We start from the raw sequence: 19,970 nt of genomic DNA on the forward strand, positions 1-19,970 counted from the left end.
GCAGTTGTCCGGACAAGCGTATATGGACGCTCCGGATGACGCAAGCATATTTTAATTTTTGCAACACTTTTGGCGGGCAACGGACTGGCGGCAGTCCGTTGCCCGCGACTGCGATCAGGAATTGCTGGTCAGGTCTTTATCGGACTCGGCGTCCACGGGCAGCGGTTCGCGCTTGTTCTTGTCGTTCAGCCGGCCGATGGCGCTGTCCAGGGCGCGCTTGAGCTTGCCGACGGCGCTCGTGATCGACTGCTGCAGGTTTTCCGCATGCGCATGCACGACGACGGGCGCATAACCGGAGACGAGCGCTTCCATCATGCAGTAGTTGCTGCCGTCTTCGTGCTTTTCCTTGTTCTCGTTGGAGAGGTGCACGTCCACGCGGCGCACGTGGTCGCCGAAGCGGGAAATGGCTTCTTCGACCATGGTGCGGACGCGTTCGTCGAGGCCCGAATGGCGCTGGATGGTGTTATCGGTGTTGACATTAACTTCCATAAACTCCTCCAAAAGTGGTCACATTTGCATCGATGTTACCCGCTCCGGAGAAAACCCGGCGTCCCGCACGCGCACTCAGGTGTTCACGAGGCTCGCCGCGATGTTCACGGACAGGCCGAGGATGACGAGGTTGAAGAAGAACGCCAGCACGCAATGGCCCAGCACGAGCTTGCGCATGGCGCGCGTCCTGACGGTCACGTCCGACGTCTGCACGGCGACCGACAGCGTGAACGAGAAGTACAGGAAGTCCCAGTAGTTCGGCTGCGTGTGCTGGTCGGGGAATTCCAGCGGCAGCGCGTGCTTGCTGGCCGTGTAGTAGATGTGCGCGTAATGGAAGCAGTACATCACGCCGACCAGCAGCCAGGAACCGATCACGGTCAGCGCCGTGAATCCGTAGTGCAGCGCCTTGACGTGCTCCGACGCTTCCTTCATGTTCGCCAGTTCCGTCACGATGGCATAGACGCTCAGGATCGCGCCGACGATGACGGCGCCCAGCACGGCGCCGCCGCTTTCGTCCTGCCTTTCGGCGATCGCGCGCACGCGGCTGTGGTCGGCGCGGAACATCGTCCACGCCATGATCAGCAGATAGGACCAGACGCCGCTGTTCCAGCCGATCAGGGCGCGCCGCAGGTCGCTGCCGTGTCCCATGTTGCGGTCCGGGACGAGGATCCCGACCGCCACGCCGAGCATCAGCGCGCCGAGCAGGTACGGGCGGCTGCGGATGAAGCGCAACAGGAAGCCTGGCTGCTGTTCCATCACGCGGCCCCGGCCTTGGCCGCCTGTTCCGCCTCGTGGTGCGGGAAGCGGTCCATGCGCGACAGCACGGGGAACAGCTTCATCCACGTGCCCGTGACGACGAGCGTGGCGACGCCTCCGAACACGATCGCGCGCACCAGGCCGAACCAGCTCGCCGTGAGTCCCGATTCGAATTCGCCCAGTTCGTTGGACGCGCCGATGAACACGGCATTCACGGCGCTGACACGGCCGCGGATCTCGTCCGGCGTCTCGTACTGCACGAGCAGGTGGCGGATGTAGACGCTGACCATGTCGCCCGCGCCCAGCAGGAACAGCGCGACGAGGGCGACATGAAAACTGTGCGTGAGGCCCATCGTCACGGTGGCCGCGCCGAACAGGGCGACGCCGCCGAACATCCACGCGCCGACCTTGCGCGTGATGGGCCAGAACGCGAGCGCGATCGAGCACAAGGTGGCGCCGGCGCCGGGGGCCGTGCGCAACAGGCCCAGGCTCGTCGGCCCGGCATGCAGGACGTCGTGCGCATACGCGGGCAGCAGGGCGGTGGCGCCGCCGAACAGCACGGCGAACAGGTCGAGAGAAATGGCGCCCAGCACGATCGGCCGCGACCACACGAAGCGCAGTCCTTCCAGCAGGGTGTGCCAGCTGACGGGCGCCTTGCTTCTGGCCTGCGGCGCGCTCTTCGTGCCGGCCATCAGCAGCACAGCGATGACGAGCAGCGTGCTCGATACGGCATAGACGACGTTCGGCCCGAACACGTACAAGAGGCCGCCCAGCACGGGACCGGCGATCACGGACACCTGGAACGTCGACGAGCTCAGCGCCACGGCCTGCGAAAAGTCTTGCGTGGACACGAGGTTGCGCAGGACGGCCTGCGAAGCGGGCTGCATGAACGCGCGCGCGCTGCCGAACAGCACGAGCACGGCGTAGACGGGCCACACGGTCTTGCTGCCGGACAGGGTAAATGCGACGAGCAGCAGGCTGCACAGCAGTTGCGTGGCCATGCACGCGAGGACGATCTTGCGGCGGTTGTGCGTGTCGGCCACGTGGCCGGCCCACAGGATCAGGACGAGGAACGGGGCGAACTGGGAGAGGCCGATCAGGCCGAGGTCGAACAGGCTGTGCGTGATCTGGTAGACCTGCCAGCCGATGGCCACGCTCTGCATCTGGACGGCGAGCGTGCCGAGGAAGCGCGAGGAGAGGTAGAACGAAACGTTACGGTTGCGCAGGACGGCAAGGCGCCCTGTCGGAGAAAGCACGGACATAGGTTGGGAGAGGGAATGGCGGGAATGCAACCCTCATTGTGCCCGATGTCGGGGGAATGCGCTGTCTTGACGCTTGCGCAGGGTGGGCGGAGGCCGCCCACCCTACCTCGAACGTGGCCGTAGGATGGGCACCCCGTGCCCACCAGCCAGGCCGCGGTTTATTTCTTGACGAACCGGATCGCGAACTTGTCGTCCGGGGCGCCCTTCATTTCGAAGAACGGCTGCTCGCGCGGGTCGGACGGCGCGCGCAGGTAGTCGCTCTTCGCGTCGACCTTGAAGCCGGCCTTCGTCACCTCGTCGACGACCGTGTCCTCGTCGATGCGGTGCAGGGTCTTCGTCGCCGTGAGGCCGCTGCCCTTCTTCGCCGCGTTGTCGATGATGACGAGGTGGCCGCCCGGCTTGAGGGCGTCGTACAGGCGCTTGTTCAGCGCGGCGCGGTCGGCCGGCGTGTTGGCGATGTCATGGTACGACATGTTGATCGTGACGAGGTCCAGCGGCGGCGTGCCTTTCGGGACCGGATCGTTGAAGTCCGCGACGACGGCGTGCAGGTTCGGCAGCGTGGCCTGGCCCAGGCGCGCGTCCAGCTTGGCGTTCGGCTTGGCGTTCTGGGCCCAGACCTCGCCCTTGGGGCCCACGGCCGCCGTCAGCAGGGCCGCGGTGGCGCCGCCGCCGGACGACACGTCGAGCACCTTCATGCCCGGCTTCACCTGGGCGAACGCGAGGAATTCGGCGGATTTGCGGTGTGCGTCGCCCTTGCGGTCGTCGTCCGTGCGGAGCGGGCTGGCGAGGACGGTTTGCCAGTTGTTGCCCGCCTGGTCGGCGGCGTGGGCGGGGAGGGCACCCGAAAGGAGAGCTGTCGATACGAGGGCGGCCGACAGGGCGAGCAGGACAGGGGCACGGCGGAGCGTCTTGTACATGTTATTGGACCCTTTCTTGTTTGGTAACCGGCCGGTGCGGCCGGGGCAAACGGGAACATACTCCAAATCCTTGTCGAGATATACAGGAATCGCGTCTGCATGTGCGCCCCGCCCGAGGACGTCAGGACTGGGCCAGGTCCGCTTCCGTCGTGAAGGCGTCGGCGTAGAACTCGTCGGCCGGCAGGCCGCATTGCTCGACGTAGTCGCGCCGCGCGGAATCGACCATGATCGGCGCGCCGCACGCATACACCTGGTGGTTCGACAGGTCGGGGATGTCCTGCATCACCGCCGCATGCACGAAGCCCGTGCGGCCCGTCCAGCCGTCTTCCGGCAGCGCGTCCGAGATGACCGGCACGTACGTGAAGTGGGGCAGCTCGCGCGCCCACTGCTCGCACAACTCGTGCATGTACAGGTCCTGCGGCCGGCGTCCGCCCCAGTACAGGGCGACGGGGCGTTCCGATTTCAGGTGGATCATGTGCTCGACGAGCGCCTTGACCGGGGCGAAGCCGGTGCCCGAGGCCAGCAGCACGATCGGCTTGTCCGACTCCTCCCGCAGGAAGAACGTACCCAGCGGACCCTCGAAGCGCAGGATGTCGCGTTCCTTCATCGCCCCGAACACATGGTCCGTGAAGGCGCCGCCCGGGAGATGGCGGATGTGCAGCTCGAGCGGGCCGCCCAGCGACGGCGCGCTGGCGATGCTGTAGGCGCGGCGCTTGCCGTCCTTGAGCATGAATTCGATGTACTGGCCGGCGCGGTAGGCGAGGGCTTCGTTGGCCGGCAGTTGCAAGGTGAGGATGGCGACGTCCGGCGCGGCGCGGCGGATGGCGGTGACGCGGGTCGGCATCTTGCGCACCGGGTACTCGCTGCTGCCGCCCACTTCGCGCGCTTCGATCACCACGTCGCCCTCGGGCACGGCGCAGCACATCAGCGCGAAGCCCTGCAGCTTTTCCTGCTCGGTCAGCGCGCGCGCCTGGTGCGGCTTGTGGTGGATCGTGCCTTCGACGACCTTGCCCTTGCAGGAACCGCAGGCGCCGTTCTTGCAGCCGTACGGCAGGCCGATGCCGGAGCGGATCGCGGCCGCGAGCACGGTTTCGTCCGCGTCGCAGTCGTAGTGGTGGCCGCTGGGCTGGACAGTGATCTGAAACGTCATACAATCCTCGAATGGATACAAAAAACAAAGTCAGGTTCAACAAGCCGCGCCTCCTGATCGTGGGCTGCGGCGACGTCGGCATGCGTTTGCTGCCGCTGGTGCGCGAGCGTTTTCGCGTGTTCGCCGTGACGAGCCAGCCCGCCCGGTGCGCGGCACTGCGTGCGGCGGGCGCCGTCCCCGTCGTGGCCGACCTCGACCGGCCAGCGACGCTGAAGCGATTGGCAGGACTGGCGCGGCGGGTCGTTCATCTTGCGCCGCCACAGCAGGACGGCGTGCTCGATTTGCGCACGCGCAATTTGACCGCCATTCTACCCGAGGGCGCGCGGGTGGTTTATGTCAGCACCTCGGGCGTCTACGGCGACCGTGGCGGCGCGGCGACCCCCGAGACGACGCCCGTCGCCCCGCGCAATGCGCGTGCGCGGCGCCGCGTGGACGCCGAACGCGTGCTGCGCGCATGGGCCGTGGCGAGCGGGGGCAAGGTGGCGATCCTGCGCGCGCCCGGCATCTATGCGGCGGACCGCCTGCCCATCGAACGGCTGCAGCGGGGCACGCCGGCGCTGGCGAGCGCGGACGACGTGTACACGAACCACATCCACGCCGACGACCTGGCGCGGCTGTGCGCGCTGGCGCTGTTCCGCGCCTGGCCGGGGCGCGTCTACAACGCGTCCGACGACACGCGCATGAAGATGGGGGATTATTTCGATCTCGTGGCCGACGCATTCGGCCTGGCGCGGCCGCCGCGTCTCGCGCGCGCCGAGCTGGAGAAGGCGGTGTCGCCGATGCTGCTGTCCTTCATGTCGGAATCGCGCCGGCTGGACAACCGCCGCCTCGGCACGGAGCTGCGGGCCCGGCTGCGTTATCCGCATGTCGGCGGCGGCATAAGGGCGTCTTAAGCATTTCGCAACTAATCCATGTATCATTCGGGTACGCCATAGAGCGACCACACAAAGAACTTATATTTCCCGAAACTGGCTGATTTTCCATAACCCGCTATGGGCTGTGGAAAATTTCCCATGGATGTCACAAGCGAAAGACGAACATGCCCATCAGACGCATACCTGACGGCGCCGAGTACGACCCGAACCGGATCCTCGACGCCATCATCGATAAACTCAAGCTCAAGAACGACGCCGCGCTGTCGCGGCTGCTGGAAGTGGCGCCGCCCGTGATCAGCAAGATCCGCCATCACACCCTGCCGATCGGCGCCACCCTCCTGCTGCGCATGCACGAGGTGTCCGACTACAGCATCCGCGAGCTGCGCGCGCTGATGGTGCGGTCCCACGGGGAGACCAGCGCGGCCTGACCCGCTCAGGCGGCCTTGTCGGCGCTGTGCGGGCTGGCGCACCAGGCGGTGGCGCTGCCGCCCTGGGTCAGCTTGCCGATGTGCGGGCTCGCGCACCAGGCCGTGTCGATCGCGCGCCGGGTCAGTTTGTCGATGTGCGGGCTCGCGCACCAGGCGGTGGCGGCAGCGCGCTTGCCTGCGGTATGCGGGCTCGCGCACCATGCGGTCGCGCTGTCCGTCGCCTGGCCCGGCTCGATGTGCGGGCTCGCGCACCACGCGGTCGCGCCGTCCGCGGCCTGGGCGACGGCGCCCGGATAGGCGTCGCCGAACGTGGCTTCGTACAGCTCTTTCATGCGGTCGCCGCTGGCGAGGCGGAACTGTTCGTCATCGTCGCCGCGCATGCCGACGTACGGGTAGTGGTGCAGGAAATAGCCGAAGGCCTGCTCGCAGTCGGCGGCATATTTCATCGTGTCGAGGATGTGGTAGTGCCAGAACGTGTCGACGTCGACCAGCGGCGCCGTGTCCTCGTCCGGATACATTTTCATCAGGCACAGGAAGCGGCGGTATTCCTTTTCCACGGCGTTGGCCTTCTCCAGGCTCCAGCCTTCGCCCGATGCCGCATGCATCAGCTTCATCTTGATCGGTTCCAGGTCGAGTTGCATCACGGCGTTAAACAGGTCGTTGGTGTTCATGGTCATCCTTGTCAAGGGTTCAGGAGTGGTCGGGCGTGTGTTGCATGTCCTCAATGTAGTTGAGGGAATTCGCCCAGATTTTGATATTTGTCAAACAAATAATATGAGTTGTTTGAACGGCTATGCAGAAGTTCGATAGTGGAGTAAGGCGAGCCGGTGAAATGTCAGATGACGGCCGAACCCGCGCCCTGTTCCTGTTCCTGGGAGAGAACGGGTTCGGGGCCGCCGATGACGGGCGCCGAGACGATGACGGTCGTGCCGCCGTCCGGCTCGCTGAACACGGCGCAGGTGCCGCCGAGGATCACGATGCGTTCCTCGATGCCGACCAGGCCGAATGAGCCGTACTTGTTGCGCCCGCCCGGCGGCAGGCCGCAGCCGTTGTCGCGTACCGTCAGCGACAGCCAGCCGCCGTTCAGGCGCAGCTCCACTTTCACGCGCGTCGCGTTGGCATGGCGGACGATGTTCGTCAGCGATTCCTGCAGGATGCGGAAAAAGGCCGTCGCGCAATGGTCGGGCAGGGCGATCTCGCCGTGGTCGTCCTGGATGTCGCACTGGATGCCGGTGCGGCGCTGGAACTGGTTGACCTGCCATTCGACGGCCGCGGACAGGCCAAGGTCGAGCACGGTCGGGCGCAGGTCGTTGATGATCTGGCGCACGCTCCTGATCGTCGTGTCGATCTGCTGCAGCGTGGCGCGGGCGCGCTTGTGCAGGTGGCTGTGCGTGTCCTGCGTGCGTCCGGCCAGCAGTTCCGCCTCGATGCGCAGGGCGAGCAGGCTCTGGCCGAGGTCGTCGTGGATCTCGCGCGCGATGCGCTTGCGCTCCATTTCCTTGATCTGGTACGCATGGTCGGCCAGGCGCCGGAGCTTCTGGTGCGACAACTGCAGCCTGGCCTGGCTTTCGCGCAGCTCGCTCGTCATCTCCCGCGCGAGCGCGAGGGCGGCGCGGCGCGACGACGTGAGCGTGTGCAGCAGGGCATAGAGCAGGATCGAGCCGAGGAAGCCGAACGCCATCATGAGCTTCGGATAATAGGTGTCGAATTCCGTGTACAGGGCGGCCCTGGGCGCGCTGAACGTCGTTTTCCATGGACGGCCGTTGAAATCGAGCGGCAGGCTGGTCGTGAAGACGTCATCGCCGACGTCGAGCGCCGGCGTCGGCTCGGCGCGCGTGCCGCGGCTGTCGAACAGCGCGAGCGGCTTCGATACCGTAGGCTGGCCGCGGGCGTCGATGCCGGGGCCGACGTCGTACAGCGTCATGCGCAGGTTCGCGACCGGAACTTCGTCCATGACGCCGTTCAGCAGCTTGGGGATACTGAACGCGATGCCGAGCGAACCCGTGTAGGCCGCGCGGCGCTGGTCGACTGTGCGCAGCGGCACGCCTTTGCGGTAGACCGGCATACGCATGCCCACGTAGATGTTGTTCGGACGCGACAACATTGGGATCGGCGTACCGGTCGAAAAAATCATGCCGCTATCGCGCTCTTGCAGCAGCAAGTTCCCGAAATAGCGGTTGGCCTTCAGGTCGATCGCATAGTAGTGGGCGCCCGGCGGCGCGGGTTCGACGAAGGCGACGACCAGGTACGACGGCCGGATGCCGGGCGGCATGATATCCAGGTCGACCGGCTTGCCAAAGATGTGCGACACGTCCGTGCGCAGTGCGGCAACGAACGCGTCGCGCCCCTCATGCGGCACCTGGACCGCGTAGTTGATGTAGTCGACCGCCGGGAAGCTCCTGGCCAGGTCCAGTCCGGCCACGAATTCGTGGAAGCCCTGGTGCGTCAGGACGTCGGAACTCTGGATCATGCTGCCCGTGGCGCGCAACAGGTCCGTATACGATTTCACGCGGACCGTGATGACGCTTTGCGCATGCCTGGCATGGCTGATGAAACGGGCTTCGGCGTCGCTTTCGATGGAACGTGCCGTGAACAGATACAGCAGCGCGCCGACCAGCGAAGACAGCAATGCTCCGGCCCAGAACGAGAACCGGGTCACGGAAAAAGTGTCTTTCAGCGTCGTCGCCATCAAATACGCTTTCGAAAAGAATGTGTTCCAGCACGGCCGGATATGCAATGTTAATTTGTTGCAAAACTTGTGTCGAGAGTCGCGCGAAGTCCTTTGCACAAGAAAAAGCCCGCTCCGGAAACCGAAGCGGGCTGGGATGTTGCAGGAATTGAAAGGTGTTCCTGTGGCGGGTCAGGCGGTGGCCGCTTCACTGCGACCGGGCTGCGTCTGGACCCGGGGGCTGGCGCAGTAGGCCGTGGCGGCGCCTTTGCGTGCTTCGATGCGCGGGCTGGCGCAGTAGGCGGTGTCGATCCGCGGGCTGGCGCAATACGCAATCGCCGCCACGGCGTCTTCGCGTGCTTCCTTGCGTGGGCTGGCGCAGTACGCCGTGTCGATCCGCAGGCTGGCGCAATATGCGGTCGCCGCCACGGCGCCTTCGCGTGCTTCCTTGCGCGGGCTGGCGCAGCGGGCCGTGCCGATCCGCGGGCTGGCGCAATACGCGGTCGCCGCCACGGCGCCTTCGCGTGCTTCCTTGCGCGGGCTGGCGCAGTAGGCGGTGTCGATCCGCGGGCTGGCGCAGTACGCGGTCGCCGCCACCGCACCTTCGCGTGCTTCCTTGCGCGGGCTGGCGCAGTACGCCGTGTCGATCCGCGGGCTGGCGCAATATGCGGTCGCCGCCACGGCGCCTTCGCGTGCTTCCTTGCGTGGGCTGGCGCAGTACGCCGTGTCGATCCGCGGGCTGGCGCAATATGCGGTCGCCGCCACCGCACCTTCGCGTGCTTCCTTGCGCGGGCTGGCGCAGTACGCCGTGTCGATCCGCGGGCTGGCGCAATACGCGGTCGCCGCCACGGCGCCTTCGCGTGCTTCCTTGCGCGGGCTGGCGCAGTAGGCGGTGTCGATCCGCGGGCTGGCGCAATAGGCCGCCTCGATACGGGGGCTCGCGCAGTAGGCGGCTTCGATGCGCGGGCTGGCGCAGTAGGCGCCGGCGCCGGCGCCGTCCGCGGCCTGGGCGACGGCGCCCGGATAGGCGTCGCCGAACGTGGCTTCGTACAGCTCTTTCATGCGGTCGCCGCTGGCGAGGCGGAACTGTTCGTCATCGTCGCCGCCCATGCCGACGTACGGGTAGTGGTGCAGGAAATAGCCGAAGGCCTGCTCGCAGTCGGCGGCATATTTCATCGTGTCGAGGATGTGGTAGTGCCAGAACGTGTCGACGTCGACCAGCGGTGCCGTGTCCTCGTCCGGATACATTTTCATCAGGCACAGGAAGCGGCGGTATTCCTTTTCCACGGCGTTGGCCTTCTCCAGGCTCCAGCCTTCGCCCGATGCCGCATGCATCAGCTTCGTCTTGATCGGTTCCAGGTCGAGTTGCATCACGGCGTTAAACAGGTCGTTGGTATTCATTGGTCATCCTCGTAGTAGTTAGTGAAGTACTGCTATCCCTAGTTATGGTTTTATGCGGTGAATCTGCCGCTTTCAAACAACATTTCCATTAAACATGTGATGACGCCCGGCAACTCTTCGTCAGATTTGCGGACGTGTCTTACACGTGCTCAATTTAGTTGAGGCAATTCACAGCGTTATTGATATTTGTCAAATAAACAACATTTGTTGCTTAGGTAGATACGCCAAAGCCTTTGGATAGGGTAGGCGTATCTGGAGAGAATAGCGGAGGGAAAGGAAGCCGGGGAGGGGGGCTTCAGTCAGATGACGGATGAGCCGGAGCCGTGCTCGATCGGCGCGGGCAGCGGGCGGTCCGGACTGCCGATGACGGGCGCCGACACCATGACGGTCGTGCCGCCGTCCGGCTCGCTAAACACGGCGCAGGTGCCGCCGAGGATCACGATGCGTTCCTCGATGCCGACCAGGCCGAAAGAGCCGTACTTGTTGCGCCCGCCCGGCGGCAGGCCGCAGCCGTTGTCGCGTACCGTCAGCGACAGCCAGCCGCCGTTCAGGCGCAGCTCCACTTTCACGCGCGTCGCGTTGGCATGGCGGACGATGTTCGTCAGCGATTCCTGCAGGATGCGGAAGAAGGCCGTCGCGCAATGGTCGGGCAGGGCGATCTCGCCGTGGTCGTCCTGGATGTCGCACTGGATGCCGGTGCGGCGCTGGAACTGGTTGACCTGCCATTCGACGGCCGCCGACAGGCCAAGGTCGAGCACGGTCGGGCGCAGGTCGTTGATGATCTGGCGCACGCTCTTGATCGTCGTGTCGATCTGCATCAGCGTGGCGCGGGCGCGCTTGTGCAGGTGGCTGTGCGTGCCCTTCGTGCGGCCGGCCAGCAGCTCGGCTTCGATGCGCAAGGCGAGCAGGCTCTGGCCGAGGTCGTCGTGGATCTCGCGCGCGATGCGCTTGCGTTCCAGTTCCTTGATCTGGTACGCGTGGTCGGCCAGGCGCCTGAGCTTCTGGTGCGACAGCTGCAGCTTGGTCTGGCTTTCGCGCAGCTCGCTCGTCATTTCCCGCGCGAGCGCGAGGGCGGCGCGGCGCGACGACGTGAGCGTGTGCACCAGGGCATAGAGCAGGATCGAGCCGAGAAAGCCGAACGCCATCATGAGCTTCGGATAATAGGTGTCGAATTCCGTGTACAGGGCGGCCTTGGGCGCGCTGTAGGTCGTTTTCCAGGTACGGCCGTTGAAATCCAGCGGCAGCGTCGTGCTGAACATGCGCGTGTCGCCGTCCGCGAGCGGCGGCATCGGGTTCTTGCTGGTACCGTGGCTGTCGAACAGCGTGCGCGGCGTCCCCGCGGTTTCATGGCCATGGACGTCCAGGCCGGGGCCGATGTCGAACAGCGTCATGCGCAGCCCCTTGACCGGTATCTCGTCCATGACACCGTACAGGAGTTTCGGCACGCTGAACGCAATGCCCAATGACCCGACATAGGCGGCGCGGCGTGCCGCCACGGTGTCGGGCTTGGTGCCGAAATAATAGATCGGCATGCGCATGCCCAGATGGGTATCGTTGGGACCGGACAAGGCAAGAATGGGTGTGCCGGAAGCGTAGACCGTGCCGTTGTCGCGCGACTCGGCCAATTGCTTGCTGAAATAACGGTTGGCCATCAGGTCGATGCCGTAATGGCCCGGGCCCGACTGGTCCGGTTCGATGTAACTGATGATCAGATAGGCGTCGCGCTGCCCCGGCGGCACGATGTCCAGCGGCGCCGCGGCGTCGATGTGCCCTCCCATTTCCTCGCGCAGGTCGCTGAGGAAGGGCTGGCGCCTGTCGTCCGTGACGTACAGCGCAAAATTGATCGAATCGACCGCCGGGAAGTTGTTGGCGAGGTCCAACCCGAGCACGTATTCGTGAAGTTTGCGGTGGCTCAGGATGTCGGTGCTATGGATCAGGCTTCCGGTCGCGCGCAGCAGGTCGGTATAGGACTTGATGCGCACGTTGATGACGCTTTGCGCATATTTGGCATGGTTGATGAACCGTTCCTGGGCATTCGTTTCGATCGACCGCTGGGTCATCACGTACAGGGCGCTGCCGACGAGCGTCGACACCAGTGCGCCGGTCCAGAACGAAAACCGGTTAACGGAAAATGCGTCCCTCAGAACGGCCTGCATAATCTTCCCAGAGGCGTGCGGCCGAATCGCGTTCGGCGACACAAAGTTTGTAATTTGCAACTTACTCGTCTCGGATGCGGTGCGACACCTAGTCATTCGAAGAGTTGTTCACTGGCAGAATTATCTCAAAAGAAAAAGGCCCGCGCCTGTTCCGGAGCGGGCAATGGGTAGGCGCGGGGAGTGCGTACGAGGAACGCGCTCCCCGGCGGTACTTCACACGTTCAGCGGCGACGTCGCGGTGGCCGGTTTCCAGGGCCCGGCGCAGTACGCGGTGGCGGCATTGTTCCCGGTCCGTGCGCCCTCCTGTTTCCACGGGCCCGCGCAGTAGGCGGTGGCGGCGTGCTTGTCCCACGGGCCGGCGCAGTAGGCGGTCGTGGCCTGGGCGGCGCCATGGGCATGCGGCTTGTCCCACGGACCCGCGCAGTAGGCGGTGTTGGCGTGCTTGTCCCACGGACCCGCGCAGTACGCCGTGCTGGCGTGCTTGTCCCACGGGCCGGCGCAGTAGGCCGTACCGGCGCCGGCGGCGGCGCGGGCACGGGGTTTGTCCCACGGACCGGCGCAGTAGGCGGTCTCGCCGCGGGCGGCGGCCTGCGCGCCCTGCTTGTCCCACGGACCGGCGCAATAGGCCGTGCCGGACGCTTCTACCGGCGCCGCGTCCGCCACCGGATAGGCTTCGCCGAACGTCGCTTCGTACAGGCTCTGCATGCGCTCGCCGCTGTCGATGCGGAACTGTGCGTCGTCGCCACCGCGCATGCCGACGTATGGGTAATGGTGGACGAAGTAGCCGAACGCCTGCTCGCAGTCGACCGCGTACTTCATCGTGTCGAGGATGTGGTAGTGCCAGAACGTGTCCACGTCGACCAGGGGCGCGATGGACTCCTCGGGATACATCTTCATCAGGCACAGGAAGCGCCGGTATTCCTTTTCCACGGCAGTGGCCTTGTCCAGGCTCCAGCCTTCGCCGGACTCCACGTGCATCAACTTCGTCTTGATCGGTTCCAGGTCGAGTTGCATTACGGCGTTAAACAGGTCGTTGGCGTTCATGTTTGTCATCCTCATTCGTTGTCGAAGATTGCGTTGTGACTGCTTCCCTAGTTATGGTTGTGTCGGCTTGTCGGGCCAGCGCTGGACAGTAATTCCTCAAGGCTCGTGATGACATCTGCCAGCGAGTGGGTCGATTCGTGGGCGCGCCTTACACGTAGTCAATGTAATTCAGGCAATCTGATGAGATATTGATATTTGTCAAAGAAACAACATTTGTTGTTGAAGCGGCTATGTAATTTCTTTCTTATGAAGTTGCGATACCCGCGGGGAACAGGCGTGACGAGGCGTCGCCCGGTTGGGCGGCGCTGGTCGTTGCGAAGGAAGTGTTTAGACGACGGCCGAACCCGGGCCGTGTTCCTGCTGCAGGGGAGCGGCAGGTTCCGACCCGCCGATGACGGGCGCCGACACGATCACGGTCGTGCCGCCGCCCGGTTCGCTGAAGACGGCGCAGGTGCCGCCGAGGATCACGATGCGCTCCTCGATGCCCACCAGGCCGAACGACTCATACTTGTTGCGCCCGCCCGGCGGCAGGCCGCAGCCGTTGTCGCGTACCGTCAGCGACAGCCAGCCGCCGTTCAGGCGCAGCTCCACCTTCACATGGGTCGCGTTGGCATGGCGGACGATGTTCGTGAGCGATTCCTGCAGGATGCGGAAGAAGGCTGTCGCGCAATGGTCGGGCAGGGCGATCTCGCCGTGGTCGTCGCGGATCTCGCACTGGATGCCCGTGCGCTTCTGGAACTGGTTCACCTGCCATTCGACGGCCGCCGACAGCCCCAGGTCGAGCACGGTCGGACGCAGGTCGTTGATGATCTGGCGCACGCTCTTGATCGTCGTGTCGATCTGTTGCAGCGTGGAACGGGCGCGTGTGTTCAGGTGGTTGTGCGTGCCCTGCGTGCGTCCGGCCAGCAGTTCGGCTTCGATGCGCAGCGCGAGCAGGCTCTGGCCGAGGTCGTCGTGGATCTCGCGCGCGATGCGCTTGCGCTCCAGTTCCTTGATCTGGTACGCGTGGTCGGCCAGGCGCCTGAGCTTCTGGTGCGACAGCTGCAGCCTGGTCTGGCTCTCGCGCAGCTCGCTCGTCATCTCCTGCGCCAGTTCGAGGGCGGCGCGGCGCGACGAGGTCAGGATGTGCAGCAGGGCGTACAGCAGGACGGAGCCGATGAAGCCGAACGCCATCATCAGCTTCGGATAATAGACGTCGAAATGCGTGCGCAGGCGGGCTTTCGGCACGCTGTACGTGGTTTGCCATGGACGCCCGTTGAAATCGAGCGGCAGCGTGGCCGTGAACACGTCATCGCCGCCGTCGAGCGGCGGCGTGGGATTGGCGGCCGTGCCATGGCTGTCGAACAGCACCTTGGGCCAGGTCGTCGTATCGTGCCCGATCACCTCGCGCGGGCCGACGTCGAACAGCGTCATGCGCACGCCGGGAATCGGCATCTCGTCCATCACCCCGTGCAGCAGCTTGGGCAGGCTGAACGCGATCCCGAGCGAGCCGAGATAGGCCGCGCGCCGTTGTTCCGCGCCGGCCAGCAGGGGGCCGTGCCGGTACACCGGCAGGCGCATGCCGAGGTGGTTGTCGTTGGGCGCCGACACCGCCGCGATCGGCCGGCCGGACGCGCGCAACCTGCCGTCGTCGCGCGACTGCGCGAGCTGCGTGCGGAAATACGGATTGCTCATCAGGTCGAGGCCGTACAGCTGCGTATTCGTGGCGTCCGGCTCGATGTAGGTGACGACGAGGTACGCGGAACGGCGGCCGGATGGCGTGACGACCGGGCGCGCGCCCGGGCCGAGGAAGGCCTGCAGTTCGCGCGCGAAGTCCGCCTCGAATTGCGGACGCTCGTCTTCGCGCACCCAGGTAGCGAAGTTGAGGGTGTCGACGGCCGGGTAATTCCTGGCCAGGTGCAGCCCCTGCACGTAGTCGTGGAACTGGCGGTGGCTGATCGTATCGCCGCTCTGCAGCAGGCTGGCCGCGCCGTGCAGCAGGTCCGTGTACGACTTGATGCGCATGTTGATGACGGCCTGCGCATATTTCGCGTGGCGGGAGAAGCGTTCCTGCACGTCGCTCTCGATGGAGCGTGTCGTGACCACGTACAGCACGCCGCCGACCAGCGTCGACAGCATGACACCGGTCCAGAACGAGAACCGCGTAACGGAAAATGCGTCTCTCAGCGTGATCGACATGTGGCACCGCGACGGCACGAAATTGTTGGTTTAATTCAACTTACGCGGCTTGGGTGCGTGATGAACCTAGCAGATCGGGGAGTTGCCGAGCCAGCACGACGCTGGGCTCCCAGTGGAGAAAAGAAAAAGCCCGATTCGTCGCCGAACCGGGCTTTTGCGCTAGATCAAATGAGTTTTACTTGCCCCAGCTGTCCTTGAGCGTCGTCACGCGGTTGAACACGGGTTTGCCCGGCACCGAGTCGACGCGGTCGGCGACGAAATAGCCGTGGCGCTCGAACTGGAAGCGCTGGTCGGCCTCGGCCCCGGCCAGGCCCGGCTCCAGGTACGCGGTGACGGTTTCCAGCGCGTTCGGATTGAGCACGCTCATGAAATCCTTGCCGCCGCCGTCCGGTTGCGGGTCGAGGAACAGGCGGTCGTACAGGCGCACTTCCGCTTCCAGCGCGTGCTGCGCGCTGACCCACGTGATATTGCCCTTGACCTTGTAGTTGTCCGCGCCCGGCGTGCCCGATTTCGAGTCCGGGAAATAGTTCACGTGCACGGCGACGACGTTGCCGTTCTCGTCCTTGTCGAAGCCGGTGCACTCGGTCACGAAGCCGTACTTCAGGCGCACGCGCGAGCCCGGCTTGTCGTCGATGGGCGGGTAGAAGCGGTGGTACCCCTTCGTCGGCACTTCCATGAAGTCTTCCTGCTCGATCCACAGCTCGCGCGCGAACGGGAACGAACGGGTGCCCCATTCCGGATGGTGCGGGTGGACGGGTGCGCTGCACTCCACCGTTTCGCCTTCGGGGAAGTTGTCGACGATGAGTTTCAGCGGACGCAGCACGGCCACGGCGCGCGGCGCCTTCGGGTCGAGGTCGTCGCGCAGGGCGCCTTCCAGCGTGCTCATGTCGATCCAGCCGTCGGCCTTGGAGACGCCGATGCGCTCGCAGAACAGCTGGATGGATTCGGGCGTGTAGCCGCGGCGGCGCAGGCCGACGATCGTGGGCATGCGCGGGTCGTCCCAGCCGGACACCACACCGTCAAGCACGAGCTGGCGCAGCTTGCGCTTCGACGTGACGACGTAGGTCAGGTTCAGGCGCGCGAATTCGTACTGGCGCGGCACCGGACGTTCGAAGAAGCCGCCGGCCGCCAGCGTCTCGACGAGCCAGTCGTAGAACGGGCGGTGGTCCTGGAATTCCAGCGTGCACAGCGAATGCGTGATGTTTTCCAGCGCGTCCGAGAGCGGGTGCGTGAAGTCGTACATCGGGTAGATGCACCACTTGTCGCCCGTGCGGTGGTGATGCGCATGGCGGATGCGGTACAGCGCCGGGTCGCGGTTCGTCATGATGGGCGAGGCCATCGCGTCCTCGCTCATCTTGGCGCGCAGCACGTGTTCGCCGTCCTTGTACTTGCCGGCCTTCATGTCACGGAAGATCTGCAGCGATTCCTCGACCGGACGGTCGCGGAATGGCGAGTTCGTACCCGGCGTGCCGAAGTTGCCGCGGTTGCGCGACATGTCTTCGGCGCTCTGGCTGTCGACGTAAGCCTTGCCATTCTGGATCAGGTATTCGGCCATCGCGTACAGCTGGTCGAAGTAGTCGCTGGCGTAGTGCAGGTGGGAGTCTCCGCCTTGCTCCCACGTGAAGCCCAGCCACTTGACGCTGTCCATGATCGTGTCGACGTATTCCTGGTCTTCCTTTTCCGGATTCGTATCGTCGAACCGGAGGTGGCAGCGGCCCTGGTAGTCGCGTGCCAGCCCGAAGTTCAGGCAGATGGATTTGGCGTGGCCCACGTGCAGGTAGCCGTTCGGCTCCGGCGGGAAGCGCGTGATCACGGACGGCATGCCGGCACGCGTGTGGGTGCCCGCGGCGAGGTCGGATTCGACGATCGCGCGGACAAAATTCGGCGACGGGGTGGCCGCCGCAGCGTTCTTGTCGTTACTCATGAAGCCTATCTTGAATGGGTATGATTCCCGGCATTTTACCGTAGAAGGCGGCATGCGGTCCGCTATGTGGCCAAGCGCACGGTCCACGCGCGGGGCAGTCCGCATACTGCGCCTGTCAAGTTGGCGCTTTCTATAGGATAATCTCGGTTTAATGTTTTTTCGGCCACAGCCGGAGAGTTCCAAGTGGAAAATTTATACGCGATCCTCGGCGTCGCGCCGAATGCCAGCGACGACGACATCAAGAAGGTCTACCGTTCGCTCGCCATGCGCTACCACCCGGACCGCAACCAGGCGCCGGGCGCGGAAGCGCGCTTCAAGGCCGTCACGAAGGCGTACGAGGTGCTGTCCGACCCGATCAAGCGGGCGGAATACGACCAGAGCGTGAACCACCGCATCGTGCTCGACGCGGAGGCCGAAGCCTTCGAATTGTGGCGCTCGGTGTTCGCCCTGAACGGCGTCAATTTGGTCAACTGAGCTCCCTGCCTGAACACGTTCCAACAGAATACGAGTCAATCATGAAAAAAGTACATCCGGAGTTCGCTTTCCAGTCGCGCGAGCTGGAAGGCCAGATCGAAGGTACCCTGGGTGACCCGCCCAACCGCAAGAACTACGACATGATGGTGCAGGCCCTCGTGTCCGAATACGCCAACGGCGATGGCCTCGACGACGTCAACATGATGGCGTTCGCGCTCGTCGACCGCATCCGCTTCACGGACCCGAAAGGCCTGATCCGCGAAGCCTACGACTACGAGGGCGGCGACCCGGCCAAGGTGTTCGCGATGGCCAACTGCGACGGCGACGACGAAGGCCGCGCGATGTATGCCGCCATCTGCGACAACCATCCGGAACTGGCGCGCCAGGCCATCGTGACGGCGTTCCTGTACAAGAACCAGGCCCGCTGGGAAGACGACGACCAGTCGCTCGACCAGCTTGCGAAAGACGACGAAGGCGACGACGAGGAACTCGACGAAACCTCCGTGGGCGACGATTTCTCCCAGCTGTTCGACCAGGATGGAGGTGAGCGCGAATGAGCGACGACAACAAATCCAACCTGCCCGCGCTGAGCAAGCAGGTCGGCGAACTCGTGCTGGCCGGTTCGCTGCACCACGCCGAGGAGGCGCTGTCGCAGGCCGCCGACGAGCATGGCGACTACGCCGTGGCCGAAGTGCTGTCCACGCTGCCCCCGCAGGTGACGGCGCTGCACCTGGCCGGCTTCGACGGTGCCAAGACGTCGGTGGCGACCCTGCTGGTGCCGCCGAAGGCTTGGGCCGAAAGCCTCGCCTACCTCGCCGCCACGTGGCCGGACGACATGATCGAGGACGACCCCGAGCGCATCGCGGAAAACCTGTTCAACCACATCCACGGCATCGTCTACGCGACCGATGACGACGGGCGCCGCCACGATCTGCTGACGGAAGCGTCGGCCACCGACTACGGCGCGACGGCGTTCGCCATCGTGTGGTCGCTGGCGCCGCGCGAGATCCTCGAAGTGGCCGGCGAGATCAACAACCGCGGCCCGCACATCAACGTGCACACCACGTCCGACAGCGACATCGTGCCGCTCGCCGTCGACCTGGCCAAGGCCAGCGAGGACGGCTGGCAGCGCTCGCTGCTGGAACTGTTCCCGGAATACCGCAACACGGCCGACCTCGCGGACGTCGAGTTGCCGGACGATCCGGACGAGGAGACGGAATTCCAGCAGCGCGGCACGCGCGAACTGCTGTACCGCCTGCGCAAGCAGGTGCCGTCCGTCCGCAGCCTGCAGCGCCGCAGCGGCCGCCGCAGCATGGGCACGGACATCTTCTCGTGACGGGGGCGAGCGCATCGATGCTGCCGGCTATCGTCATCGAAAAACTGCCCCGCCTGATCCGGGCGATCCGGCAGATCCCGGGGAACGCCAATGCCGAGGAGGCGGCCGGCCTCGCCGACGAGCTGGCCGGCATCACGGCGATGGTGGCCGAGAAGTTCACCAACGACCGCACGGCCGAAGGCATCCAGCGCGCGCAGCTCTTGAGCATCGGCTGCGTGTCGCTGGGCCTGGAGCACCTGGTTGAATCGGACGACGCCCAGGGCGACCTGGACGCGCTCGACGTGCTGCTCGACGAGGGCGCGGAATTCGTGTTCCAGCAGGGGTTCCGCCTGATCCGCGACCTGGCGGCGCTGCCGGAGGACACCTTGATCGGGGAATTCGACAACGACCCCGTGTACTCGGCGCGGCGCCTGAAGGAGTTGTTCGTCGACATTTGCACGGCCGACCCGGGCGAGACGTGGTCCGGCTACGAGCGCTACCAGGGACAGCTGAAGCAGCGCCGGGACGTGCAGGCCGTCGTGCGCGCCGCGCAATGGCTGCGCCGGCACCATTGGGAAGGCCCCGTCAAGGATCCGGACCTGAACGCGGAAGGCGTGATCGCGCTCGCGATCATCTTCGGCGTCGAAGGCGGCGGACGCATCGTCGCGCGCACGGGGCAGAAGGAATTCGAGCGCTTCGTGCAGACGGTCCGCAAGGCGAAGCCGGACTTCGACGCGGGCTGGGCGGCGCTGCTGGAACAGATCCCGGCCGCGCACCAGGCCATCATCGCCGACCGCATCCAGAGCTATCGCAACAGCATCCTCCTGCAGAACATCGCGGGCAAGGTGCCGCTGAAGGAGCTGTTCGTGGAGCTCGAGAATTATGCGGGCTCCGAGATCGACGCCGAGTATCCGTAACCGTAGCGTGGGCTCG

The 19,970-nt window shown here is 65.2% G+C and carries 18 protein-coding genes; 6 read left to right on the forward strand and 12 right to left on the reverse strand.

What is annotated here, in order from left to right; translation table 11 throughout:
• Window positions 1-114: 114 nt before the first annotated feature.
• The 5 genes from ACEN98_RS22850 to ACEN98_RS22870 form a co-directional block, all read right to left on the reverse strand.
• Window positions 115-489: an HPF/RaiA family ribosome-associated protein gene (locus ACEN98_RS22850; RefSeq protein ID WP_413342307.1), complete on the reverse strand. Its 375-nt coding sequence runs from the start codon at window positions 487-489 to the stop codon at window positions 115-117.
• A 75-nt stretch (window positions 490-564) separates the two neighbouring features.
• A complete protein-coding gene (locus ACEN98_RS22855; protein ID WP_413387237.1) occupies window positions 565-1,245 on the reverse strand; it encodes a DUF1345 domain-containing protein in 681 nt (226 codons plus the stop codon).
• Complete coding sequence (locus ACEN98_RS22860) at window positions 1,245-2,507, reverse strand: MFS transporter (RefSeq protein WP_413387238.1); 1,263 nt, start codon at window positions 2,505-2,507, stop codon at window positions 1,245-1,247. The genes ACEN98_RS22855 and ACEN98_RS22860 overlap by 1 nt, the downstream gene beginning before the upstream one ends.
• Before the next feature lie 158 nt (window positions 2,508-2,665).
• Complete coding sequence (locus ACEN98_RS22865; protein ID WP_413387239.1) at window positions 2,666-3,424, reverse strand: class I SAM-dependent methyltransferase; 759 nt, start codon at window positions 3,422-3,424, stop codon at window positions 2,666-2,668.
• Between the two features lie 121 nt (window positions 3,425-3,545).
• Complete coding sequence (locus tag ACEN98_RS22870; RefSeq protein WP_413387240.1) at window positions 3,546-4,574, reverse strand: CDP-6-deoxy-delta-3,4-glucoseen reductase; 1,029 nt, start codon at window positions 4,572-4,574, stop codon at window positions 3,546-3,548.
• An 11-nt stretch (window positions 4,575-4,585) separates the two neighbouring features.
• Here ACEN98_RS22870 and ACEN98_RS22875 point away from each other — a divergent pair, with 11 nt between their 5' ends.
• Both ACEN98_RS22875 and ACEN98_RS22880 read left to right on the forward strand, forming a co-directional pair.
• Window positions 4,586-5,467 (forward strand): NAD-dependent epimerase/dehydratase family protein, encoded by an 882-nt coding sequence (locus ACEN98_RS22875; protein ID WP_413387241.1) that lies wholly within the window; start codon window positions 4,586-4,588, stop codon window positions 5,465-5,467.
• Between the two features lie 146 nt (window positions 5,468-5,613).
• On the forward strand, window positions 5,614-5,877 hold the full coding sequence (locus ACEN98_RS22880; protein WP_413387242.1) for a hypothetical protein: 264 nt from the start codon (window positions 5,614-5,616) through the stop codon (window positions 5,875-5,877).
• Between the two features lie 5 nt (window positions 5,878-5,882).
• Here ACEN98_RS22880 and ACEN98_RS22885 read toward each other — a convergent pair whose 3' ends face one another.
• The 7 genes from ACEN98_RS22885 to ACEN98_RS22915 form a co-directional block, all read right to left on the reverse strand.
• Window positions 5,883-6,548 (reverse strand): glycine-rich domain-containing protein, encoded by a 666-nt coding sequence (locus ACEN98_RS22885; protein ID WP_413387243.1) that lies wholly within the window; start codon window positions 6,546-6,548, stop codon window positions 5,883-5,885.
• Window positions 6,549-6,712: 164 nt separating this feature from the next.
• Window positions 6,713-8,566, reverse strand: coding sequence for a CHASE domain-containing protein (locus ACEN98_RS22890; protein WP_413387244.1), 1,854 nt, complete (start codon window positions 8,564-8,566; stop codon window positions 6,713-6,715).
• Between the two features lie 171 nt (window positions 8,567-8,737).
• On the reverse strand, window positions 8,738-9,946 hold the full coding sequence (locus tag ACEN98_RS22895; RefSeq protein ID WP_413387245.1) for a glycine-rich domain-containing protein: 1,209 nt from the start codon (window positions 9,944-9,946) through the stop codon (window positions 8,738-8,740).
• Window positions 9,947-10,245: 299 nt separating this feature from the next.
• Window positions 10,246-12,102 (reverse strand): CHASE domain-containing protein, encoded by a 1,857-nt coding sequence (locus ACEN98_RS22900; protein WP_413387246.1) that lies wholly within the window; start codon window positions 12,100-12,102, stop codon window positions 10,246-10,248.
• A 213-nt stretch (window positions 12,103-12,315) separates the two neighbouring features.
• A complete protein-coding gene (locus ACEN98_RS22905) occupies window positions 12,316-13,146 on the reverse strand; it encodes a glycine-rich domain-containing protein (protein ID WP_413387247.1) in 831 nt (276 codons plus the stop codon).
• A 327-nt stretch (window positions 13,147-13,473) separates the two neighbouring features.
• The gene (locus ACEN98_RS22910; RefSeq protein WP_413387248.1) at window positions 13,474-15,264 is read right to left on the reverse strand and encodes a CHASE domain-containing protein; all 1,791 of its coding nucleotides are present in this window, start codon (window positions 15,262-15,264) and stop codon (window positions 13,474-13,476) included.
• 235 nt (window positions 15,265-15,499) lie between these two features.
• The gene (locus tag ACEN98_RS22915) at window positions 15,500-17,248 is read right to left on the reverse strand and encodes a glutamine--tRNA ligase/YqeY domain fusion protein (protein ID WP_413387249.1); all 1,749 of its coding nucleotides are present in this window, start codon (window positions 17,246-17,248) and stop codon (window positions 15,500-15,502) included.
• Window positions 17,249-17,431: 183 nt separating this feature from the next.
• On the opposite strand from ACEN98_RS22915, the gene ACEN98_RS22920 reads away from it, so the two are divergent.
• Genes ACEN98_RS22920 through ACEN98_RS22935 form a run of 4 tightly spaced genes read left to right on the forward strand, consistent with a single transcriptional unit; the run spans window position 17,432 to window position 19,954 of the window.
• A complete protein-coding gene (locus tag ACEN98_RS22920) occupies window positions 17,432-17,722 on the forward strand; it encodes a DnaJ domain-containing protein (RefSeq protein WP_413387250.1) in 291 nt (96 codons plus the stop codon).
• 41 nt (window positions 17,723-17,763) lie between these two features.
• Window positions 17,764-18,279 (forward strand): hypothetical protein, encoded by a 516-nt coding sequence (locus ACEN98_RS22925; protein ID WP_413338422.1) that lies wholly within the window; start codon window positions 17,764-17,766, stop codon window positions 18,277-18,279.
• Complete coding sequence (locus ACEN98_RS22930; RefSeq protein ID WP_413387251.1) at window positions 18,276-19,058, forward strand: hypothetical protein; 783 nt, start codon at window positions 18,276-18,278, stop codon at window positions 19,056-19,058. The genes ACEN98_RS22925 and ACEN98_RS22930 overlap by 4 nt, the downstream gene beginning before the upstream one ends.
• 17 nt (window positions 19,059-19,075) lie before the next feature.
• A complete protein-coding gene (locus ACEN98_RS22935; RefSeq protein WP_413389071.1) occupies window positions 19,076-19,954 on the forward strand; it encodes a hypothetical protein in 879 nt (292 codons plus the stop codon).
• Window positions 19,955-19,970 lie beyond the last annotated feature (16 nt).

Origin of the sequence: Massilia sp. CT11-137, from assembly GCF_047302885.1 — a bacterium.
GTDB classification, from domain to species: Bacteria; Pseudomonadota; Gammaproteobacteria; order Burkholderiales; family Burkholderiaceae_D; genus Telluria; species Telluria orientalis.

What these genes read in the sequence shown, in the direction of transcription:
- ACEN98_RS22915 (WP_413387249.1), bottom strand. Translation starts at nt 17,248, where the DNA reads ATGAGTAACGACAAGAACGCTGCGGCGGCCACCCCGTCGCCGAATTTT.
- ACEN98_RS22885 (WP_413387243.1), bottom strand. Translation starts at nt 6,548, where the DNA reads ATGAACACCAACGACCTGTTTAACGCCGTGATGCAACTCGACCTGGAA.
- ACEN98_RS22850 (WP_413342307.1), bottom strand. Translation starts at nt 489, where the DNA reads ATGGAAGTTAATGTCAACACCGATAACACCATCCAGCGCCATTCGGGC.
- ACEN98_RS22875 (WP_413387241.1), top strand. Translation starts at nt 4,586, where the DNA reads ATGGATACAAAAAACAAAGTCAGGTTCAACAAGCCGCGCCTCCTGATC.
- ACEN98_RS22870 (WP_413387240.1), bottom strand. Translation starts at nt 4,574, where the DNA reads ATGACGTTTCAGATCACTGTCCAGCCCAGCGGCCACCACTACGACTGC.
- ACEN98_RS22905 (WP_413387247.1), bottom strand. Translation starts at nt 13,146, where the DNA reads ATGAACGCCAACGACCTGTTTAACGCCGTAATGCAACTCGACCTGGAA.
- ACEN98_RS22910 (WP_413387248.1), bottom strand. Translation starts at nt 15,264, where the DNA reads ATGCTGTCGACGCTGGTCGGCGGCGTGCTGTACGTGGTCACGACACGC.
- ACEN98_RS22860 (WP_413387238.1), bottom strand. Translation starts at nt 2,507, where the DNA reads ATGTCCGTGCTTTCTCCGACAGGGCGCCTTGCCGTCCTGCGCAACCGT.
- ACEN98_RS22925 (WP_413338422.1), top strand. Translation starts at nt 17,764, where the DNA reads ATGAAAAAAGTACATCCGGAGTTCGCTTTCCAGTCGCGCGAGCTGGAA.
- ACEN98_RS22855 (WP_413387237.1), bottom strand. Translation starts at nt 1,245, where the DNA reads ATGGAACAGCAGCCAGGCTTCCTGTTGCGCTTCATCCGCAGCCGCCCG.
- ACEN98_RS22900 (WP_413387246.1), bottom strand. Translation starts at nt 12,102, where the DNA reads ATGCAGGCCGTTCTGAGGGACGCATTTTCCGTTAACCGGTTTTCGTTC.
- ACEN98_RS22865 (WP_413387239.1), bottom strand. Translation starts at nt 3,424, where the DNA reads ATGTACAAGACGCTCCGCCGTGCCCCTGTCCTGCTCGCCCTGTCGGCC.
- ACEN98_RS22930 (WP_413387251.1), top strand. Translation starts at nt 18,276, where the DNA reads ATGAGCGACGACAACAAATCCAACCTGCCCGCGCTGAGCAAGCAGGTC.
- ACEN98_RS22880 (WP_413387242.1), top strand. Translation starts at nt 5,614, where the DNA reads ATGCCCATCAGACGCATACCTGACGGCGCCGAGTACGACCCGAACCGG.
- ACEN98_RS22935 (WP_413389071.1), top strand. Translation starts at nt 19,076, where the DNA reads ATGCTGCCGGCTATCGTCATCGAAAAACTGCCCCGCCTGATCCGGGCG.
- ACEN98_RS22895 (WP_413387245.1), bottom strand. Translation starts at nt 9,946, where the DNA reads ATGAATACCAACGACCTGTTTAACGCCGTGATGCAACTCGACCTGGAA.
- ACEN98_RS22890 (WP_413387244.1), bottom strand. Translation starts at nt 8,566, where the DNA reads ATGGCGACGACGCTGAAAGACACTTTTTCCGTGACCCGGTTCTCGTTC.